General features: G+C 71.8%; 17 protein-coding genes. 13 read left to right on the forward strand and 4 right to left on the reverse strand.

Annotation, left to right across the window (positions count from 1 at the left end; translation table 11 throughout):
• The first annotated feature begins 137 nt into the window (after window positions 1–137).
• Window positions 138–353, forward strand: a complete 216-nt coding sequence (locus ACFC51_RS16355; RefSeq protein WP_376529277.1) for an I78 family peptidase inhibitor — start codon at window positions 138–140, stop codon at window positions 351–353.
• 96 nt (window positions 354–449) lie between these two features.
• Here the strand turns inward: ACFC51_RS16355 and ACFC51_RS16360 are convergent, their stop codons facing one another.
• Window positions 450–1,478, reverse strand: a complete 1,029-nt coding sequence (locus tag ACFC51_RS16360) for a phosphatase PAP2 family protein (protein ID WP_376529279.1) — start codon at window positions 1,476–1,478, stop codon at window positions 450–452.
• A 480-nt stretch (window positions 1,479–1,958) separates the two neighbouring features.
• Here ACFC51_RS16360 and ACFC51_RS16365 point away from each other — a divergent pair, with 480 nt between their 5' ends.
• Together ACFC51_RS16365 and ACFC51_RS16370 are read left to right on the forward strand one after the other, a co-directional pair.
• Window positions 1,959–3,683, forward strand: coding sequence for an MFS transporter (locus ACFC51_RS16365; protein ID WP_376373429.1), 1,725 nt, complete (start codon window positions 1,959–1,961; stop codon window positions 3,681–3,683).
• An 89-nt stretch (window positions 3,684–3,772) separates the two neighbouring features.
• Window positions 3,773–5,002 (forward strand): acyl-CoA dehydrogenase family protein, encoded by a 1,230-nt coding sequence (locus ACFC51_RS16370; RefSeq protein WP_376529281.1) that lies wholly within the window; start codon window positions 3,773–3,775, stop codon window positions 5,000–5,002.
• A gap of 22 nt (window positions 5,003–5,024) precedes the next feature.
• On the opposite strand, the gene ACFC51_RS16375 is transcribed toward ACFC51_RS16370, so the two are convergent.
• Window positions 5,025–5,465: a cell division protein SepF gene (locus tag ACFC51_RS16375; RefSeq protein ID WP_376373423.1), complete on the reverse strand. Its 441-nt coding sequence runs from the start codon at window positions 5,463–5,465 to the stop codon at window positions 5,025–5,027.
• 309 nt (window positions 5,466–5,774) lie between these two features.
• Between ACFC51_RS16375 and ACFC51_RS16380 the strand changes: the two genes are divergently transcribed.
• Entirely contained in the window at window positions 5,775–6,974 is a 1,200-nt protein-coding gene (locus ACFC51_RS16380; protein WP_376373420.1) for a DUF5685 family protein, read from the forward strand.
• Between the two features lie 30 nt (window positions 6,975–7,004).
• Here ACFC51_RS16380 and ACFC51_RS16385 read toward each other — a convergent pair whose 3' ends face one another.
• Window positions 7,005–7,943 (reverse strand): ABC transporter substrate-binding protein, encoded by a 939-nt coding sequence (locus ACFC51_RS16385; protein WP_376529284.1) that lies wholly within the window; start codon window positions 7,941–7,943, stop codon window positions 7,005–7,007.
• A gap of 450 nt (window positions 7,944–8,393) precedes the next feature.
• Between ACFC51_RS16385 and ACFC51_RS16390 the strand changes: the two genes are divergently transcribed.
• From ACFC51_RS16390 to ACFC51_RS16425, 8 genes are all read left to right on the forward strand, one after another.
• A complete protein-coding gene (locus ACFC51_RS16390) occupies window positions 8,394–9,260 on the forward strand; it encodes an amino acid ABC transporter permease (protein ID WP_376373414.1) in 867 nt (288 codons plus the stop codon).
• On the forward strand, window positions 9,257–11,098 hold the full coding sequence (locus ACFC51_RS16395) for an FAD/NAD(P)-binding protein (protein ID WP_376529286.1): 1,842 nt from the start codon (window positions 9,257–9,259) through the stop codon (window positions 11,096–11,098). Before ACFC51_RS16390 ends, ACFC51_RS16395 begins: the two co-directional genes overlap by 4 nt.
• Before the next feature lie 210 nt (window positions 11,099–11,308).
• The gene (locus tag ACFC51_RS16400; protein WP_376529651.1) at window positions 11,309–12,061 is read left to right on the forward strand and encodes an amino acid ABC transporter ATP-binding protein; all 753 of its coding nucleotides are present in this window, start codon (window positions 11,309–11,311) and stop codon (window positions 12,059–12,061) included.
• A 111-nt stretch (window positions 12,062–12,172) separates the two neighbouring features.
• Window positions 12,173–13,249, forward strand: a complete 1,077-nt coding sequence (locus tag ACFC51_RS16405) for an LLM class flavin-dependent oxidoreductase (protein ID WP_376373408.1) — start codon at window positions 12,173–12,175, stop codon at window positions 13,247–13,249.
• Window positions 13,246–14,535 (forward strand): NtaA/DmoA family FMN-dependent monooxygenase, encoded by a 1,290-nt coding sequence (locus tag ACFC51_RS16410; RefSeq protein WP_376373406.1) that lies wholly within the window; start codon window positions 13,246–13,248, stop codon window positions 14,533–14,535. The genes ACFC51_RS16405 and ACFC51_RS16410 overlap by 4 nt, the downstream gene beginning before the upstream one ends.
• Window positions 14,536–14,539: 4 nt before the next feature.
• Window positions 14,540–15,346 (forward strand): DUF1684 domain-containing protein, encoded by an 807-nt coding sequence (locus ACFC51_RS16415; RefSeq protein ID WP_376373404.1) that lies wholly within the window; start codon window positions 14,540–14,542, stop codon window positions 15,344–15,346.
• Between the two features lie 271 nt (window positions 15,347–15,617).
• Window positions 15,618–16,520 (forward strand): S1 family peptidase, encoded by a 903-nt coding sequence (locus tag ACFC51_RS16420; RefSeq protein WP_376373401.1) that lies wholly within the window; start codon window positions 15,618–15,620, stop codon window positions 16,518–16,520.
• Window positions 16,521–16,706: 186 nt separating this feature from the next.
• A complete protein-coding gene (locus tag ACFC51_RS16425) occupies window positions 16,707–17,186 on the forward strand; it encodes a hypothetical protein (RefSeq protein ID WP_376373398.1) in 480 nt (159 codons plus the stop codon).
• A 12-nt stretch (window positions 17,187–17,198) separates the two neighbouring features.
• Here ACFC51_RS16425 and ACFC51_RS16430 read toward each other — a convergent pair whose 3' ends face one another.
• The gene (locus tag ACFC51_RS16430) at window positions 17,199–18,128 is read right to left on the reverse strand and encodes a DUF4231 domain-containing protein (protein ID WP_376529289.1); all 930 of its coding nucleotides are present in this window, start codon (window positions 18,126–18,128) and stop codon (window positions 17,199–17,201) included.
• A gap of 309 nt (window positions 18,129–18,437) precedes the next feature.
• On the opposite strand from ACFC51_RS16430, the gene ACFC51_RS16435 reads away from it, so the two are divergent.
• Window positions 18,438–19,142 (forward strand): hypothetical protein, encoded by a 705-nt coding sequence (locus ACFC51_RS16435; RefSeq protein WP_376529292.1) that lies wholly within the window; start codon window positions 18,438–18,440, stop codon window positions 19,140–19,142.
• Window positions 19,143–19,750 lie beyond the last annotated feature (608 nt).

The following is a 19,750-nucleotide window of genomic DNA, read 5'->3' on the forward strand; positions in this document are numbered from 1 at the left end:
TTCGGGTGAAGCGGGCCGACGCGGACACGCGGGGTGATCCTGTGACACAGCCGTGACAGGCGGGGCGGGGAGCGCCTGCCCGCACCCGGGGCCACGAGCGCTTCCGCCCCGGCGCGGGGCGGCCTACGGTGAGAGGTATGGCACCTGTACCGACCTCTCCCGCCCAGCCGGACGACATCCCCGACTCCTATGTCGGCCTCGACGCCGACACCGCTGAACGGCAGGCCAGATCGCGTGGCTGGAGCACGGTCCGGGCCCTTCCGCCGGGCACCGTCATCACCATGGAGTTCCGTGGTGGACGCATCAACTTCGAGGTCGACGCCTCGACGGTGACCCGCTGCTGGGTCGGCTGACGCCCTCGCGACGGACGAAGGCCCCGACCTGGGTCGGGGCCTTCGTCGTGCGCGGGAACCGGGGACGCGGGCCGTCCCCGCAGGCCGGGTGGCCGGTCAGGGGGCGACCGGGCCGCCCGCCACCGGGCGGGACGGACCCGCGCTGCTCCGCGGGGCGCGGTCCGCGTGCGGAGGACGGCGTGAGCCGGCCGGCTGAGTCCGCTCCCCGCGCACGGGGTGGGTCTGGTGCGCCCGGGCGCGGCCGGACGAGGCCGGAGGATGGGCCGCACCCGGCGCGGACGCCGTGCTCGCCGCCTCCTGGGCGCCCTCGACGACCGCTCCGGCGCTCAGCGCCTGCGGCAACAGGACCGGCTCGGGTGCCGAGGGAGCCGCCGGGACGGTCCTCCGGGCCCGTCGGCGGGTCCGCAACTGCTCGCGCACCGAGAGGATCCAGACCTCGGTCCGCGTGATCAGCGGTTCGAACCAGGGCAGGGCCAGCAGGATCAGCAGGCCCGCGGCCCACCCGAGCAGCACGTCGCTGAGCCAGTGGGTGCCGATGTAGACGGTGGTGAGTCCCACGCCCAGGGAGACGAACGCCGAGACGGCCGACAGATAGCGCCTGGCCCGCGGCGTGGTGGCCAGGTAGGCGAGGATCCCCCAGGTCACCACGGCGTTGGCGGTGTGACCCGAAGGAAATATATCGCCGCCGGCGAAGAGCTCCGCCGAGCCGATCTGGGTGGCGTAGTGCGGGCCGAGCCGCCCCAGGCCGAGCTTGACCGCGCCCACCGTCACGTTGAGCAGGAGCAGGGAGGTGCCCAGCGTGAGCAGCGGCCGCAGCGTGTGCTGGCGCCAGGAGCGCCAGCCGAGCCAGGAGGCGACCATCACGGCCGTGGGGCCACGCTGGCCCAGCACGACGTAGTAGTCGAGGAACGCGTGGAGTCCGGGCCACTGCTGGTAGGGCCTGAACAGCATGACCTTCCAGTCGAGGGCCACCAGCCAGGACGAGACCAGCACGGCGACGACGATGGCGAGATAGAACGCCAAAGTCCCGCCGAAGAGAGCGATGCGGTGACGGCTCATCCGCGGGGTCTCTATCTTCGGCGGTTCCGGCTCCCGGTCCAGACGGGCAAAGATGTCGGTACGCACGCAATGGACGTTACAGCGAGTGAGTGTGTGATCCGGCCGATCTCGCGTCTTTGTGATGACGATGTGATGTGGACTTTGTCTCAGACCGGTATCCATTCGAGGGGTGCCGGAGAATTTTTTCGGGCCGTCACCTATTCACCCGTGCCCTTATTCGCAGAAATGTTTGAGCCTCGATGAATTGGGCCCGGCGCGACCTTGCCGTGCAAGCGCGGGGCCATTCGGGGGGCGGTCCGGCCGGCGGGGTGCCGGGTGCCGCGGATCCGGCGTGGCGGTCCGGGCGTCACCCCGCGTGCGGGGGGTGAAGTGGTGTACGCCACACATGGTGGCCGATGAACGTATGAGCTGCACCACGCGTGACCACCTGGAACTCGCGTACGCTGACGGCTCACTCGCCCGTCGATGCCGGGCCCGGGGGACGCCGCGAGCCGGATCCCCAGCAGGTCTGCCGAGCGCGAGGGACTCATTGTGGGAGGTACGTACATGACCGGGACGTCCACGGCCGTGAGCAGGCTGCGCGCAGCAGCCGACGGTGCCAACCGCTGGGTCGTCCTGGTCGTCCTCTGCCTCAGTCTGCTGCTCGTCGCGCTCGACGCGACGGTGCTCCACGTCGCCGTCCCCGCCGTCACCGAGGACCTGCGGCCCAGCGCCGTCGGCCTGCTCTGGATCGTGGACGCCTATCCACTGGTCTGTGCCTCCCTGCTGATCCTCTTCGGCACGCTCGGTGACCGGATCGGCAGACGGCGCGTCCTGCTCTTCGGCTACGCGCTCTTCGGGATCGCCTCCGCGCTCGCCGCGACGGCCGGTTCGCCCGGGGTGCTGATCGCGGCGCGTGCGCTGCTCGGTGTCGGCGGCGCCATGATCATGCCGGCCACCCTGTCGATACTCCGCCAGGTCTTCCCCGACCGCCGCGAGCGGGCCCTGGCCGTCGGTATCTGGACCGCGGTCGCCGCGGTCGGCGCCGCGACCGGGCCGGTCATCGGCGGCTTCCTCGTCGAGCACTACTGGTGGGGCTCGGTCTTCCTGATCAACATCCCCCTCATGGCACTGATACTGCCGGTCGGACGCTGGCTGCTGCCCGAGTCCCGCGGCGCGTCCGACGGCCCCTGGGACGTGCTCGGTGCGCTGATGGCCGCGGCCGGAGTGCTCGGCGTCGTCCTCGGTATCAAGCGGATCGGCGGGGGAGAGGGGCTGCTGAACCCCGCCACCCTCGTGCCGCTGCTCGTGGGGGCCGGCCTGCTGGCCCTCTTCGTGCGCAGGCAGAAGCGCCGCGCGCACCCGCTGATCGACATCGCGATGTTCTCGCGCCCGGCCTTCACCACCGCCGTCGGGTGCATCGTGCTGGCCATGCTGGCCCTGGTCGGCCTGGAGCTGATCGCGGTCCAGTACCTCCAGCTGGTCCTGGACCTGAGCCCGCTGGAGACCGGCCTCAGGCTGCTCCCGCTGACCTTCGCCGCGATGGCGGCCGGCGCCACCGGTTCCTCCACCCTCAGCCGCATCGGTCCGCGCCGGATGGTCGCCTGGGGCTTCGTGCTCACGGCGGCGTCCGTGCTCCTGCTGACCCTGATGGGCCAGCACGACCGGCCCGCGCTGCTCACCACCGGGTTCGTGCTGCTGGGCTTCGGGCTGCAGTCCACCCTGTTCGGGGCGTACGAGTCGATGCTCAGCGAGGTGCCCGCCGAGCGCGCGGGGGGTGCCGCGGCGATCGGGGAGACCTCCTACCAGCTGGGTGCCGGCATGGGCATCGCACTGCTCGGCAGTGTCATGAACGCGGCCTACGCCCCCGGGCTCTCCCGGCTCCACGAGGAGGGGGTGCCCGCCGCCGCCGGCTCGGCCGCGTCGCACTCCCTGGGCGAGGCGTACCAGGTGGCCGGCCGGCTGGGCGGCCCCATGGGCGAGCTGCTGCGGAACACGGCCCGGCACGCCTTCGTCGACGGCCTGCACCTCACCCTGCTGGTCAGCGCGGGCCTGCTGCTGCTCGGGGCGGTGGCCGCGCTGCGGCTCCCGCGGGCCATGGACTGTCCTGCGGTCAAGGGGATCTGCCCCGAGCAGCCGGCCGCCGTGCCCGAGCAGGCCGCCGGGCCCGATCCGGCCGGATCCTCCTCGCGCCGCCGGTCCGCTCCGCCCGAGGCCGCCGGGCACCGGGTCCCTCTCCCCGCCCGGCGCGAGCCCGCCGAGGCCACCGGCTCTGGACGGGCCGCGCGCTGAGCCGTAACGTCGGCACGGCGCCGTAACTACCACTGCTAGTTTTAGTACCGTGGCGCGTTTCCGTACCGTGCGAGCCGCCGGAGGCACCCATGTCCACCACCGAGTCCGCGAAGCCGTCCGAACCGTCGAGGACCCCTCCGTTCGATCCGGGTGACCCTCTCGGCATCGACGACCTCCTCGGCCCGGAGGACCTCGCGATCCGCGACACCGTGCGGAGCTGGGCCGCCGACCGGGTCCTCCCGCACATCGCCGAGTGGTACGAGAAGGGCGAGCTCCCCGGCATCCGCGAGCTGGCCCGCGAGCTGGGCTCGCTGGGAGCGCTGGGTATGTCCCTGCAGGGCTACGGCTGCGCGGGCGCGAGCGCCGTCCAGTACGGCCTGGCCTGCCTGGAGCTGGAGGCGGCCGACTCCGGCATCCGCTCCCTGGTCTCCGTCCAGGGCTCCCTCGCGATGTACGCCGTGCACCGCTTCGGCTCCGAGGAGCAGAAGCAGCGGTGGCTGCCCGGCATGGCGGCCGGCGAGATCATCGGCTGCTTCGGCCTCACCGAGCCGGACCACGGCTCGGACCCCGCCGGCATGCGGACGTACGCCCGCCGGGACGGGGGCGACTGGGTCCTCAGCGGCCGCAAGATGTGGATCACCAACGGTTCGGTCGCCGGGGTCGCCGTCGTCTGGGCGCAGACCGACGACGCGGCCGGAGGCTCCGGAATCCGCGGCTTCGTCGTGCCGACGGACAGCCCCGGCTTCTCCGCCCCCGAGATCAGGCACAAGTGGTCGCTGCGCGCCTCGGTCACCAGTGAGCTGGTCCTGGACGGCGTGCGGCTGCCCGCCGACGCGGTCCTGCCCGGCGCCACCGGGCTGCGTGGCCCGCTCAGCTGCCTCAGCCACGCCCGGTACGGCATCGTCTGGGGAGCCATGGGTGCCGCACGGGCGAGCTTCGAGTCGGCGCTGGAGTACGCGAAGTCCCGCGAGCAGTTCGGCAGGCCGATCGGTGGATTCCAGCTCACCCAGGCCAAGCTCGCGGACATGGCCCTCGAACTCCACAAGGGCATCCTGCTCGCCCACCATCTGGGCCGCCGGATGGACGCGGGCAGGATCCGGCCGGAGCAGGTCAGTTTCGGAAAGCTCAACAACGTGCGGGAGGCGATCGAGATCTGCCGCACCTCGCGCACGATCCTGGGCGCCAACGGGGTCTCGCTGGAGTACCCGGTGATGCGGCACGCCACGAATCTGGAGTCGGTGCTCACCTACGAGGGCACCGTCGAGATGCACCAGCTGGTGCTGGGCAAGGCGCTCACCGGCCTGGACGCCTTCCGGTAGGACGTCCTGGCGAGCGCCCCGCTCAGCTCTGGTTGAAGAAGCCGTCGGCCGGCCGGCCGCCGGCTTCGCCGTTCACCACCTGGGTGTGGGCGGGGGTCAGCAGGAACACTCTGGTGGCCACGCGCTCGATGGAGCCCCGCAGCCCGAAGGTCAGTCCGGCGGCGAAGTCCACGACGCGCTTGGCGTCGGTGGGGTCCATGGCGGTGAGGTTGACGATCACCGGCACGCCGTCCCGGAAGAGCTCTCCGATGCCGCGTGCGTCACGGAAGCTGTCCGGGGTGACCGTGGCGATCCGGCGGCCCTTGTCCTCGGCCTTCTCGGAGGCGACCTGGACCCGCGGGTCGGTCACCCACGGCTGATGCGTGCCGGTCTCAGCATCCTCGGAGTACTCGTCGTCGTAGTACCGCTCGTCGTTGTCCTCCACGAGGCCCAGCCAGGCACTTGCCTTGCGCACCGATCCCATGGACGCCTCCTCTCACCGCGGTTCGTTGGTGTTCCGCATCTCTTTCCTATCCCTATGGTCGTCCATGATGCGGATACAGCGCCAAGGGGATAGTCGCCGCGCAGGCGATTCGTGACGGTACTGGTGCAGAACATGTGGCGATTCGTCAGGGTACCTACCGCATCAAGGGGCTTGCGGAACGAAAATATGATCCTCCCGTCCGTACGGGTGATCTCGGGGGCGTACGGGTGAACGGATCCCTCGATAGGATGCACGCCGCGCAGACGCACGGGCGCGGCTCGTCAGGTGAACGACTCCCGGGGGAACGTCGTGTTCGGAATTGTGAGGCCCTGTACCCATCGTCTGTCCGAAGGGCTCAGGACGGAGTGGATGGCCCATCTCTGCGGGCTCTGCCTCGCTCTTCGCGCCGACCACGGACAGTTCGCCCGGATCGTGACGAACTACGACGGCCTGATCGTCTCGGTCCTGACGGAGGCTCAGTCCGAGCGCACCGCCGGACAGCGGCGCACCGCCGGTCCCTGCCCGCTGCGCTCGATGCGTACGGCGCCGGTCGCCCGTGGTGAGGGTGCCAGGCTCGCCGCCGCGGTGTCGCTCGTGCTGGCGTCCGCGAAGGTGCGTGACCATGTGGCGGACCGCGACGGTCTGTTGAAGAGGCGTCCGGTGGCGGCCGCCGCCCGCCGGGTCGCCGCCGGCTGGGACAGGGCCGGGGCGCGTACCGGGGCGGAGCTCGGCTTCGACACCGCGGTCCTGGTCGACGCGGTGGACCGGCAGACCGGTGTCGAGTCCCTCGCCGGGCCCGGCACCTCGCTGCTGACGGTCACCGAGCCGACCGAGACGGCGACCGCCGCGGCCTTCGCGCACACCGCCGTTCTCGCGGGCAGACCGCACAACGCCGAGCCCCTCGCCGAGGCCGGGCGGCTCTTCGGGCGGCTCGCCCACCTGCTGGACGCCGTGGAGGACCGCGAGGCCGACGCCGCGTCCGGCGCCTGGAACCCGCTCACGGCGACCGGCACACCGCCGGCCGAGGCCCGCCGCCTGTGCGACGACGCGCTGCACGGCGTGCGCCTGGCGCTGCGGGACACGGAGTTCACCGACGGCACGCTGGCGCACGTACTCCTCGTGCACGAGCTGCGGCGCTCCGTGGACCGGGCCTTCGGGCCCGCCGCGTGCGCGCACCGGCACGGCGCAGCGCCGTCGGGATCGTTCGGGCCGCCGCCCGGGAACCCGTACGCGCCGGCACCCGGCGGCCCGTCCGGACCGCCGCTCCCGCCCGAGCCGCCCCGCAACCGGCGCGGCCTCCTGGCCGGCTGCCTCGTCTGGGCCGGGCTCGCCTGCACGTGCCAGATGTGCTGTGCCGGCAGTTTCCACGACCCCTGGAGCGGCCAGGAACGCGAAGGGCTCTGCCACAAGTGCGACTGCGGGGACTGCTGCGAGGGGTGCGACGCCTGCGGCAACTGCTGCAGCTGCTGTGACGGCTGCGACGGCTGCGACTGCGGGTGTGACTGCTGACAGGGCGTCAGCAGAACGTGCCCGCCGCACTCACGTGAGCTCGGGCGGCGAGATCTGCGACGTCCTGATCGCCGAACCTGTGGTGCCCCACTTCTCCAGGATGCGGTCGTAGGTCCCGTCCTCCTTGAGGCCGTTCACCGCGGCCTGGAAGGCCGGTGCCAGCGGGGTGCCCTTCTTGAAGGCGAAGCCGACGTCGAGGCGCTTGAACTCGTTGAGGAAGCGCAGCCCGTCCAGCCGGGTCACGCCGTAGCGCAGTCCGTTGATCGTGTTCATCACGACATCGCTGCGGCCCTGCTGGAGCGAGATCCAGACGGCGGACGGATCGGCGTACGTCTTCACCTCGTACGGCTTCCTGCCCGCGTCGCCGCACAGGTGCTTGTTCTCCTCCAGGGTCGCCTCGAAGGTGGTGCCCGCGCCGGTGCCGACGGTCAGGCCGCAGAGCTGTGTGAGGTCGGTGACCTTCTTCAGATCGCTGTCGTCACGGACGGCGAAGCCCTGCCCGTCGTTGATGTAGGTGACGAAGTCGATCGTCCTCCTGCGCTCGTCCGTCACCCCGAAGTTCCCCGTGGCCAGGTCGTACTTGCCACTGCCGAGAGCCGGCAGGATCACCTCGAAGGCGGCGACCTTCCGCTCCAGTCGCAGCCCGAGCGCCTTGGCCACCGCGTCGGCGAAGTCGATGTCCGCCCCGGCGAGCGTCTTTCCGTCCTCCAGGTGGAAGGCGCCGGGAGGGGATCCCACGCCGGCCGCGAGCGAGAGGGTGCCCGCGGCGCGCACCTTCGCGGGCAGCAGCCCGGCCGCCTCCTCGTTCTTCTTCACCGAAGAGACCACATCGGTCCTCGGGACCTTCCCCTCGGCCGGGGCTCCCTCACCGGCCGGTGCGGTGGCGGGATCGCCCGACCCGCAGGCGCTGAGGGTGAGGGCCGCCACGGTGATCAGTGCGAAGGCAGCGGTCTGCCTGGTTCGAGGCATGACGGAGTCTCTCCGGATTCGTCGGCCCCGCTCGGATGCCGGGGCAGCACGGAGCGTCGGGGCGGGAGATCAGCTGTGCGAGGGGAGGGCCGAGCCACGTCGTGTACGCGAAGGAACGCAGGGGCATCCGCTCCGGCGCCGGCGACGGCGCGAGCGGGAGAACCGGAGACGCAGGGGGTCAGCTCAACAGGAAGAGGACCACACGCGACCGAAGTCGATGTGGGAGCGGGTGACCAGCCACTGCTGCGCATGCATGGCCCAAGTGGAACAGGCTTCCGATGGCGCGTCAACCGGCCCCGGGCGTACGGCTCACACTGTGGACAGGCTTGACAACGGTACGGGGGCGGCGCTTTTCTCGGAGGCGGACCGGCGCTGAGGGGCCCGGTCCACGTCATGTTCCGCGCCGAAGGCACGCCCCGTGTTCGATCTCTGCATCCACGGAGCCCTCGCATGTCCGCGCAGACAGAAATCCATGCTTCTTCGCCGGCCGGCCTGCCGGGCGGGCCCGACGGGTCCGAGACCCCTCGCATCGTCCCGCTGCGCCGAACCGGGCGGTGGGCGGCGGCGGTTGCCGTCCTGCTCCTCCTCGGGGGAGCGCTGCTCTCCGTCGCCCGCAACGACGCCTTCGGATGGGACGTCGTCGGCGCGTACCTCACGACCGAATCCGTCCTGCGCGGCCTCGGTCTCACCCTCTGGCTCACCGGCCTCGTCATGGTGCTCGGCTTCGCCCTCGGCACCCTGCTCGCCGTCCTCAGGCTCTCCGGCAACCCCGTCCTCCAGGCGGTGAGCTGGGGCTACGTCTGGCTCTTCAGGTCCACACCGATCCTGGTCCAGCTGCTCTTCTGGTTCAACATCGGCGCCCTCTACCCGCAGATCCTCGGCGTCGACACGGTCGATCTCCTCGGCCCGGTCGCGGTCGCCGTCATCGGTCTCACGCTCCACGAAGCCGCGTACGCCGCCGAGGTGGTCCGCGGCGGCATCCTGTCCGTCGAGCGCGGCCAGCTGGAGGCCGCGCAGTCGCTCGGCCTCGGGCCCTGGCGCCGGCTCCGGCGCATCGTGCTGCCGCAGGCCATGCGCTCCATCGTCCCGCCCGCCGGGAACATGCTGATCGGCACGTTGAAGGGCACCTCGATCGTCAGCGTCATCGCCGTGCAGGACCTGCTGTACTCCGTGCAGCTCGTCTACCACCGCACCTACGAGGTCATCCCGCTTCTGCTGGTCGCCACCCTCTGGTACGCCGTGGTCACCTCGCTGCTGTCCCTCGGCCAGTACTACGTCGAACGCCACTACGCACGCGGCACGGCGGGTGCCCGGTGAGCGACATCCCCACGATCGTCGTCATAGGCGGCGGACCGCGCGGCACCGGCGTCATCGAACGCCTGGCCGCCAACGCCGCCGAGCTGTACGGCGACCGGCCCCTGGACATCCACGTCGTCGACCCGTACCCGCCGGGAGGCGGCCGGATCTGGCGGCAGGACCAGTCCCCGCTGCTCCGGATGAACTCCATGGCCGAGGACGTCACCATGTTCACCGACGACACCGTCGAGCTGGACGGCCCGGTGCGCCCCGGTCCCGCCCTGGACACCTGGGCCGCCGACGTCCGTGAAGGACGGACCGCCGTCGCCGCAGGACCCGGGGTCCTGGAGGAGATCCGCGGCCTCGACGGCCGGTCCTTCTCCAGCCGGCGGTTGCAGAGCGTCTACCTGCGCTGGGTGTACGAGGAGGCCGTCGCCGCGCTCCCGCCCGGCACCGCCGTCCACGAGCACACCGGCCACGCCCTGCGCGTCTCGGGACCCCGCGACGGCCGGCAGCGCGTCCGGATCGAGGGACGGGCCGAGCCCCTCGCCGCCGACCTCGTCGTCCTCACGATGGGACACCTCGACACCGAACCGGACGCGGAACAGCGGGAGCTGGCCGCCTTCGCCGCACGGCACGGGCTGGTCCACCTGCCGCCCGACTTCACCGCGGACACCGACCTGTCCGCCGTGCCGGCGGGCGAGGCCGTCCTCGTACGCGGCTTCGGCCTCGCCTTCATCGACCTGATGGTGCTGCTCACCGAGGGGCGCGGCGGGCGGTACGAGGACGGGGCCTACATCCCCTCCGGCGAGGAACCCGTCCTGTACGTCGGGTCCCGGCGCGGTGTCCCGTACCACTCCAAGCCCGGCTACTCCTGGCAGGGCGAACAGCCGCTTCTGCCACGCCACTTCGGAGCGGACCAGGTGGCGGAGATCCTCAACGGCCCCCGTCCCGTGGACTACCGGCGCGACCTCTGGCCGCTGATCTCCAAGGAACTCGGCCACGCCCACTACCACCGGCTCTTCACGGCCCACCCCGAGCGCACCGCCGTGGCCTTCGGCGACTTCGAGGAGAAGTACGCCGTCGCCGAGCCCGGCAGCCCCGAGCTCGCCGCACTCGTCGCCTCGGCCGTCCCCGACCCGGCCGACCGGCTGGACCTCGACGCCCTCGACCGCCCGCTCGACGGGGTGCGCCACTCCTCCTACGCCTCACTCCAGGACGGACTGCGCGCCTACATCACCGCCGACCTCGAACGACGCCACGACCCCGCGCACAGCCCCGACCTCGCCGTCTTCCTCGGACTGCTCTCCGTCTACGGGCAGCTGGCCGGCGCCGGCGACATCGGGACGCGGTGGCACGGCTTCTTCAGCCACCTCGCCTCCGGACCTCCCGGGCCCCGGCTGCGCCAGCTCCTCGCCCTCTCGCGGGCCGGGGTCGTACGCTTCCTCGGCGCCGGCATGACCGTCGAGGCCGACGAGGAACGGGGCGTCTTCCGCGCCCGCAGCACCACCGTGCCCGGCGCGTACACGGAGGCCCGCGCCCTGGTCGAGGCCCGGCTGCCCGACCCCTCGCTGCGCAGGACCCGCAGCCCGCTGCTGAGCGCGCTGTACGAGGACGGGGCGGCCGGCACCGACACGGGCCTGCTCTCCGTCGACCCCGCCGACGGCCGGATCCTGGACCTCGACGGCAGCCCGCACCCGCGCCGTTTCGCCCTCGGCCCCTGCACCACCGCGCGTTCCGGCGGCGCCTTCGTCCGGCCGCGCACCGGCGGTCCGGCCTTCCGGCAGAACGACGCCACCGCGCGCACGGCCCTCGCGTTCCTGCGCGACCTCCCCTGTAGGGACCGCGTCACCGCGTGAGCCCGGCCCCCCTCGCCCGCACCCTGCCGAAGAAGGTACCCACACCATGGCGCCGAACAGCGATCCACCCGTCGACCCGCGGGCCGGTACGGGCCCGGGGCGAGGGCGTCCGTCCTCCGCGCTCCCCGTCCCCCGGCACCACGCCGCACACCGCCACGCCAAGGGGGCCGCGCGATGAGCGCACCCACGGAAGAAGTCGCCGGCGTCCCCATGGTCGAGATCCGGTCCGTCCACAAGAGCTTCGGTCCGCTCGAGGTGCTCCGCGGCATCGACCTGTCCGTCCGCGCGGGTGAGGTGACCGTGGTCCTGGGCCCCTCGGGGTCGGGGAAGTCCACCCTCCTGCGCACCATCAACCACCTGGAGAAGGTCGACCGGGGCTGGATCAGCGTCGACGGCACCCTCGTCGGCTACCGCAGGTCCGGAGACAAGCTGTACGAGCTGCGCGAGCGCGAGGTCCTGCGTCAGCGCACCCGCATAGGCTTCGTCTTCCAGCGCTTCAACCTCTTCCCGCACCTCACCGTCCTCGAGAACGTCATCGAGGCCCCGATCGCGGCGCTCGGCCGCCCACGCGAGGCCGCGGTCGCGGCAGCGGAGAAGCTCCTGGCCAGGGTCGGACTGGCCGACAAGGCCGGCGCCTACCCCGAGCGGCTCTCCGGCGGCCAGCAGCAGCGCGTCGCGATCGCCCGAGCCCTCGCCATGGAGCCGAGGCTGCTCCTCTTCGACGAGCCCACCTCCGCGCTCGACCCCGAACTCGTCGGCGAGGTCCTCGACGTCATCAGGGACCTCGCCCGCAGGGGCACCACGATGATCGTCGTCACGCACGAGATCGGCTTCGCCCGCGAGGTCGCCGACACCGTCGTTCTCATGGACGAGGGACGGATCGTCGAGCAGGGCACGCCCTGCGACGTACTCGACCGCCCGGCCCAGGAACGCACCCGCGCCTTCCTCTCCAAGGTCCTCTGAGCCATGGCCCCCCGACCGAGGAGCAGCCGCCTCCCGCCCGCCGGACCCGCACCGCGGAGGAGGGCTCGCCCCGCCCGTCCGAGACCGAGAACTGACCCCGAGAGGTCCCGCATGTCCGCCATCAGGCCACTCCACCTCGCCGCCGAGATCGGCGGCCCGCCGCGCTACGACGCCGCCTCCCATGTCGCGCTCGCCCGGCTCGCCGAGGGAGGCGCGCTCGACTTCGTCACCCTGAACGACTCCTTCGCCCGCCCCGGTCCCGACGCGCTCGCCGTCATGGCCCGCGTCGCCCCGGCCACGACCCGGATCGGACTCGTGCCGACCGTCACCACCACCCACACCGAGCCCTTCCACGTCTCGTCCGCCGTCGCCACCCTCGACTGGGTCAGCAAGGGCAGGGCCGGCTGGCACGCCGACGTGTCGACGACCGAGGCCGAGGCCCGGCTGTTCGGCCGCCGCACCGCCGCACCCCCCGCCGCCCTGTGGCAGGAGGCGGGCGAGGTGGCCGACGCCGGGGCACGGCTCTGGGACAGCTGGGAGGACGACGCCGAGATCCGGGACGCCGCCACCGGCCGCTTCGTCGACCGCGGGAAGCTCCACCACATCGACTTCGAGGGCAGCACCTTCTCCGTCCGGGGCCCGGCCATCGTGCCCCGGCCCCCGCAGGGCCGTCCCGTCACCGTCGTCGACGGGACGAGCGCTCCCGCCAGGGAGACCGCCGCGCGCCACGCCGACGTCGTCCACGTACGGGCCACCTCTCCCGGACAGGCGGCCGCGCTCGCGTACGAACTGCGCCGCGGCGCGGCCGCACACGGCAGGGACCCCGACAGTCTGCGGGTCCTGGTCTCCCTCACCGTCGACCTCGGGGACGCCGAGACGACACCCGAACCGGGTCTGGAGAGCGGTCCGCAGCTCGCCGGGCGGGGGACCTACTTCCGCGGCGGCCCGGTCGACCTCGCCGAACTCATCACCCGGTGGCACCGGGAGGGAGGCGTCGACGGCTTCCACCTCACGCCCGTCTCCCCGGAGCGCGACCTCGAACGGATCGTCAACGGCACCGTGGCGCTGCTCCAGCACCGCAGCCTCTTCCGCACGTTCCACCCGGGCGGCACCCTCCGCGAGCACCTGGGCCTGAGCAGACCCGCCAACCGTTACGCGGCAGCAAGGACAGAGGGAGGGACCTCATGAAGCAGATGCATCTCGCCGCCCACTTCCCGGGCGTCAACAGCACCACCGTGTGGACCGACCCCCGTTCCGGGAGCCAGATCGACTTCAGCTCCTTCGACCACCTCGCCAGGACCGCCGAACGCGGGAAGTTCGACTTCTTCTTCCTGGCGGAAGGGCTCCGGCTGCGTGAGCACAACGGCCGGATCCACGACCTGGACGTGATGGGCCGGCCCGAGTCCCTCACCGTCCTCAACGCCCTGGCCGCCGTCACCGAACGCCTCGGGCTGGCCGCCACGGTCAACGCCACCTTCAACGAGCCCTACGAACTCGCCCGCCGCCTCGCCACGCTCGACCACCTCAGCGCGGGCCGCGCCGCGTGGAACGTGGTGACCTCCTCGGACGCCTTCACCGGCGAGAACTTCCGCCGAGGCGGCTACCTCGACCGGGCCGACCGGTACACCCGTGCCGCCGAGTTCGTGGCCACCGCACGCGAGCTGTGGGACTCCTGGACACCGGACGGCACCTCGCGGCCGTTCGCGCACACGGGGCAGCACTTCGAGATCTCCGGGGAGTTCACCGTCCCCCGCTCGCCGCAGGGCCACCCCGTCGTCATCCAGGCCGGGGACTCCGCAGAGGGCAGGGAGTTCGCGGCGTCCACCGCCGACGTCGTCTTCACCCGGCACGGCACCCTGGAGGCCGGCCGGGCCTTCCACGCCGACGTGAAGGCGCGCCTCGCGACGTACGGCAGGCAGCCGGCCGACCTGAAGATCATGCCCGGGGTGACCGTCGTCCTCGGCGACACGGACGCGGAGGCCCAGGAGAACGCCGCGGAGATCCGCCGGCTCCAGGTCTCCCCGCAGAACGCGATCGTCGCCCTCGAACAGGTCTGGGGCCGCGACCTCTCCTCGTACGATCCCGACGGGCCTCTCCCCGACATCGACCCGGACCCCGGATCGGGCCTGGTCCAGGGGAGGGTGCGGGTCGCCGACCCCCTGGCCGTGGCCGCGCGGTGGCGGGCGCTCTCCGAGGCCGGGGGACTGTCCATCCGCAGGACCGTCATCGAGTCGACGGCCCGGCAGTCCTTCATCGGCTCCCCGGAGACGGTCGCCGCCGAGATGGAGAAGTTCGTCGTGGCGGACGCGGCCGACGGCTTCATCCTCGTACCGCACCTCACCCCTGGCGGCCTCGACGAATTCGTCGACCGGGTCGTCCCGCTCCTCCAGGAACGCGGAGCATTCCGCTCCGAATACACCGGATCCACACTGAGGTCGCACCTCGGCCTGGCGGAGCCGGTATGGAAAGGTTGACCGCATGAGCACGGACGCACAGCAGGACAGCGAGGAGTTCCACGCCTGGCAGCGCTGGCACGAGGGGCGCATCGTCGCCGTGGCCGCTCCGCACGGCCCGCTCTCCCTCACCGGCACGCACTGGCTCGCGGACCATCCGGAGGGTCGAATTCCGGCCGTACCCGGGCTGTGGCGCGAGGAGGGCGACGAGGTGGTGCTCGCCGCCACGCCCGACGACGGACTCACGGTCGACGCGAAGCCGCTGGCCGGCGAGATCCGCCTGGGGGCCGACCGCGGTCCCATCGACGCCTCACGGGTGGCGCAGGGAGAGCGCCGGCTGGTCGTGCTGAGCCGGGAAGGCCTCTGGGCGGTACGGGACTTCGACCCGCAGTCCCCGGCCCGGCACGCCTTCCGGACCATCGACGCCACTCCGTACGACCCGAAGTGGTCGCTGGAGGGCACCTTCCGTCCGTACGGCTCCGACCGGACCGTGCGCGTCGAGAACGCCGACGGGCGCGAGCGGGGGCTGGGGCTCGGGGGCGAGATCGCCTTCACTGTGGACGGGGCCGAGCACACGCTCCAGGTCGCGGTCGAGCCCGACGGTTCGCTCTGGGCCGTCTTCGCCGATGCCACCAGCGGCGACAGCAGCTACCGCTTCCGCTTCCTGCGGCCCGCCGCACCCGACGACGAGGGCAGGGTCCGGGTCGACTTCAACCGCACCCTGCTGCCGCCGTGCGCGTTCGCCGACCACTTCATCTGCCCCTTCCCGCCACCCGGCAACACCCTGACGGTCGCCGTGCCGGCCGGGGAGCGGAACCGTATCGACGGCTGACCCGTCCCACCCCGGACACGAGAGCCGAGCACACCGGCCCCAGCAGCCCCACGGCTGTCGGGGCCGGTGCCCGCATGCGCGGAAACGGCTGAAAACGCCTCCTTGCGGCGCACCGTCGAGGCCCCCAATACTCCCGATCAGCGCTCGTCAGGAGCACGACGCATCCGGAATCCGAACCTGTTCCCGGAGAGCGGCAGCGCCCCATGACCGCGCCTCACGGGTCCGGCCACCCCACAGGCGGGCCCCCGATTCCCCTCGGGAGGAACGTAAAGTGAGGATCAAGCGCATCACCCCCCGCACCGGCAGCACGGCAAGACGCATGCGGATCACCGCGGTCGCCGCGGGCTTCGTCGCCGTCGCCGCTCTCACCGTCCCCGCGGCCAACGCCGACCAGTCCGGAACCTACAGCGCCGCCCAGCTCGGCGCGGCGGGAGAAGCCGTACTCGACGCCGACGTCGCCGGCACCGCCTGGAACGTCGACCCGTCGACCGGACGCCTCCTCGTCACCGTCGACAGCACCGTCTCGCAGGCGGAGATCAACACGATCAAGGAGTCCGCGGGAGCCAACGCGGGCGCCCTGCGCATCGAGCGCACCCCCGGGACGTTCAGCAAGCTGATCTCGGGAGGTGACGCCATCTACGCGTCGAGCTGGCGCTGCTCCCTCGGCTTCAACGTCCGCAGCGGCAGCACCTACTACTTCCTGACCGCCGGTCACTGCACCGACGGAGCCGGGACCTGGTGGTCCGACTCCGCCCACACCACCGTCCTCGGCACCACGACGGGCTCCAGCTTCCCGACCAACGACTACGGCATCGTGCGGTACACCAACACCTCGGTCACCAAGTCCGGCACCGTCGGCAGCCAGGACATCACCAGTGCGGCCAACGCCACCGTCGGCATGTCCGTCACCCGCCGCGGCTCCACCACCGGCATCCACAGCGGCACGGTCACCGGCCTCAACGCCACGGTCAACTACGGCGGCGGCGACATCGTCTACGGCATGATCCGCACCAACGTGTGCGCCGAGCCCGGCGACTCCGGCGGCCCCCTCTACTCGGGCACCCGGGCCATCGGCCTCACCTCGGGCGGCAGCGGCAACTGCTCCTCGGGCGGGACGACGTTCTTCCAGCCGGTCACGGAGGCGCTGAGCGCCTACGGCGTCAGCGTGTTCTGACCCGTCCGGCCACCGTCGCACTCCTGTGAGCCCCCGCCGGTCCACGGCGGGGGCTCCCCTTCGGCCCCACGCCTTTGAGAGGATGTCGGGACGGTCGTCGCAGAGGCACCACGGGGGGCGGACGCCGTGCCCGTCCGGAGGCGCGCCCTCCGGGAGCCCCCGCAGACACCAGGGGGTTCGAGGTCCGTGAAACGCATCGGTGTGACCGGTCACCGCTCCATCCCCCAGGAGCTCCACGCGCATGTGCGGGAAGGTCTGCGAGCGGCACTCCGTGGACACGAGGGCTCCCTGGAGGCGCTCTCCAGCCTGGCGGTCGGAGCCGACCAGCTCTTCGCCGACCTCGCCCTGGCCCACGGTGCCGAGCTGACCGCGGTCATCCCCAGCGGGGACTACGAGTCAGGGTTCGCCGACGCCACGGAGCTCGAACGCTACCGGGCGCTCAAGGCCAGGGCGGTGCGCGAGGTCCGGCTCGACTTCCCGCACTCCACCGACGAGGCCTACTACGCCGCGGGCGCCTACATCGCGGACCACTGCGACCGACTGCTCGCGGTCTGGGACGGCCTGCCCGCGCGCGGCCTCGGAGGCACCGGCGACATCGTGACGTACGCCCGCAGCCTCGGGCGGCCGGTCACCGTCATCTGGCGTGACGGAGTGGAGCGCGGCTGACCCCGCGCACGCTCACATCCGGTGCCTGACGAGCCAGTCGGTGTGCTCGGGGGAGACGATCCGCTCGGTCTCGAAGACGGCGGCCGCCCACTGGCGCTCGGTAAGGGTGGTCTCCATCGCCGCCTGCATGCTCTCCAGGTCGTCCTCGACCAGTGAGTGCGCGGTCAGCAGGGGATGGTGACGACGCATCTCGTTCCACGCGAGACAGGCGGCGGCAGCTGCGGAGAACGTCCCCGTCAGCGCGAACGACCCGGCACCGCCGAAGGTCTGCGACAAGGCCAGGACCAGCGCCGGGAGCGTCAGTGCGGCGACGGTGCTCGACCAGACGAGCGCGCCACGCCGCGACACCACCCTGCGCCTCCGGTACCAGCGCCGCTGCTCGATCAGCCGGTCGCGGACGTAGGTCTCCTTGCGGACGGTGAACGCCTTGTCCCGTAACTCCCGCATGGACGGGGTGATGAGACCGCCCCCGGAGTCCGCGAGCTCCTCCCTGGGGTCGTCCCAGCCGACCTTGCGCAGCTCCTGGAGCCCCTCCTCCAGCCGGCTGGCGAACACCGCCTCGGGATGCTGGACCGAGGAGTCGAACGGGGAGCCGTGGACCGCGTAGCGCCAGCAGTTCGACTTGATGAACTCGGCTGCGGAACGGTTGAGTTGCCAATGCGACTTTGCTTTGCGCCGGGAGGCCGCATACGTCGTGACAAGAACGCCGAGGTACGCCAACACCGCTACTGCGTCGAGGAGTTGGACGCCGGACCCGACCTCGGCGTGCCAGGGGAGCGCGGCGGGCACCGTGCCCAGGACGAGCAGGACGAGCTGGCCGCGGGTGGTGTTGACCGCCTCGCGCTGGCGCGCCACGGCGACGGCGTCGGTGTGATGGAAGAGTGCGGGCAGGTCAGCGCTCCTGAAGACCATGCTCTGCAGCGGTCCTGGAATCGCCGTCATGTTCACCCCCGTCTGCGGTTGTGGCACGTCTGGTAGGGAGTACGTCCGGGCCTGCCGTGGACGACCGCGACCCGCGAGGTGCTGTCCGGGGGCTCTGGAGGAAGCGCGCGCAGGCCTGCCGGGGCCATGAGAGTAGGTCGCGTCCAGGTGTACGGCAATGGCGCCTCGGGCGGGTGGCGCGTCCCGGGGCGGGAAAGGCGCCCTCGTGCGAGGTCTGCTCCTGTGCAAGGATCAATCAACATCGTTATGTAAAAGGGGAGTTGACGTCGTCCGAGGGGCGCATTCCTCTGACGCCCGGGGGGAGCACGCGTGGTCGACGCACGTCCGGGAGGCGCTGGGCCGCTGCCCTCCGACCAACGCAGGATCCGGCGCAGCCCGTTGCTGTTCACGGCTCCACTGGTGCTCCTCGTCCTGCTGGTCCTCGTCCTGGTCTGGGAGTCGGTCCGCGCCAACATCGGTCCCGGGGCACAGGACGACTGGCCCTGGCGGCTGCAGCTGCTCGACACGGACGTGCTCGGCAGCCTGCTGGCCGTCGCGGCCGGAGGGGTCCTGGCGCGTGCCCAGTACGCCCGCACCGTGCGGCCTTACCTGGGGTGGCGGGGAAGGTGGGTGAAGGACCCGCTGAGCGGGGACGCCGAGGCATGGAGGGTGGGGATGCTGAACGGCGGTCAGCACATCGCGGCCGTCGAGTCCTGCGCCTACGCGGTGGTCCTGGCGGGTGGCGAAGCCCCCTCCCGGCCTCGCTGGAACGACCTCTCCTCGACCGTCGCCGAACTGGTCGGGGCGGGTCTGGCGGCCGCCGAGGACTTCCGGCTCATCGAGTTCGGGCGAGGCTTCCCGCTGGTGGGGACCGGTACCTACGAGACGGTCCTGGTGGGTGCCTTCTCGAGGGAGTTCGTCGAACGTGTCGACGCGCTCTACGTGCGGGTCCGGGTGACCGACGTCGTGGGCGACACCCACGAGCGGATCGGCGACTGCATGAAGGGGGCGAGGGTGGCCACCCGGTTCGACTGACGGCGCCGGCCGCCGCGCACCACGGGGCGTTCCGGTGCGAACTGACGTGAAATGAGCGCCGAATGAGTGAAAGTCACCCGTCCGGGAGCCCTGTGGTGCGCAGTGCCGTCAGGGCCGGAGCGTGCTCCCCGGGTGCCGTTCCGGGTGCCGCACGGGTTGTGCGGCGACCAGGGGTGTGCGGGGGCGATCAGGCACTTCACGGGGCGGGGTGACGGCTCGACGGATGGTGGTTCCAGCGGCCGGCTCATGGAGTGCGTACGCGATTCTCACCCGATCGGTCCAATCCGCCCCGGGGTTTCGGGCTGAGCAATTCGGCGTAAACGCGCGATGTCGTCCCGCAGTGGCGTTTGCCGGGGCCTGCCGGGAGAGTAAAGTCATGCCGCCGGACACTGTGAATACGCAGGCGCCGGCTGTGATCCAGTGTCCAGAAACAATCATCAAGGACGGCCGTGAAGACCTACGAAACCTCTCCCTCCTTCGCCATTGCGAAGAAGAGTCGCGTGCCACTCGCCAAGATCGACGCCCGTGGCGCCGACGCCTCCAGGAAGATCGGGCGGGTAATCGGTACCTCCACGGTTCGGCCCGCGGGGACTTCGACCTTCAGTTCG

The organism is Streptomyces sp. NPDC055962 (assembly GCF_042270185.1).
Classification (GTDB): Bacteria; Actinomycetota; Actinomycetes; order Streptomycetales; family Streptomycetaceae; genus Streptomyces.

Bases quoted from the DNA above. Each gene is read 5' to 3' on its own strand.
- ACFC51_RS16355 (WP_376529277.1), top strand. From the start codon at position 138: ATGGCACCTGTACCGACCTCTCCCGCCCAGCCGGACGACATCCCCGAC.
- ACFC51_RS16365 (WP_376373429.1), top strand. From the start codon at position 1,959: ATGACCGGGACGTCCACGGCCGTGAGCAGGCTGCGCGCAGCAGCCGAC.
- ACFC51_RS16370 (WP_376529281.1), top strand. From the start codon at position 3,773: ATGTCCACCACCGAGTCCGCGAAGCCGTCCGAACCGTCGAGGACCCCT.
- ACFC51_RS16375 (WP_376373423.1), bottom strand. From the start codon at position 5,465: ATGGGATCGGTGCGCAAGGCAAGTGCCTGGCTGGGCCTCGTGGAGGAC.
- ACFC51_RS16385 (WP_376529284.1), bottom strand. From the start codon at position 7,943: ATGCCTCGAACCAGGCAGACCGCTGCCTTCGCACTGATCACCGTGGCG.
- ACFC51_RS16390 (WP_376373414.1), top strand. From the start codon at position 8,394: ATGTCCGCGCAGACAGAAATCCATGCTTCTTCGCCGGCCGGCCTGCCG.
- ACFC51_RS16400 (WP_376529651.1), top strand. From the start codon at position 11,309: ATGGTCGAGATCCGGTCCGTCCACAAGAGCTTCGGTCCGCTCGAGGTG.
- ACFC51_RS16405 (WP_376373408.1), top strand. From the start codon at position 12,173: ATGTCCGCCATCAGGCCACTCCACCTCGCCGCCGAGATCGGCGGCCCG.
- ACFC51_RS16410 (WP_376373406.1), top strand. From the start codon at position 13,246: ATGAAGCAGATGCATCTCGCCGCCCACTTCCCGGGCGTCAACAGCACC.
- ACFC51_RS16415 (WP_376373404.1), top strand. From the start codon at position 14,540: ATGAGCACGGACGCACAGCAGGACAGCGAGGAGTTCCACGCCTGGCAG.
- ACFC51_RS16430 (WP_376529289.1), bottom strand. From the start codon at position 18,128: ATGACGGCGATTCCAGGACCGCTGCAGAGCATGGTCTTCAGGAGCGCT.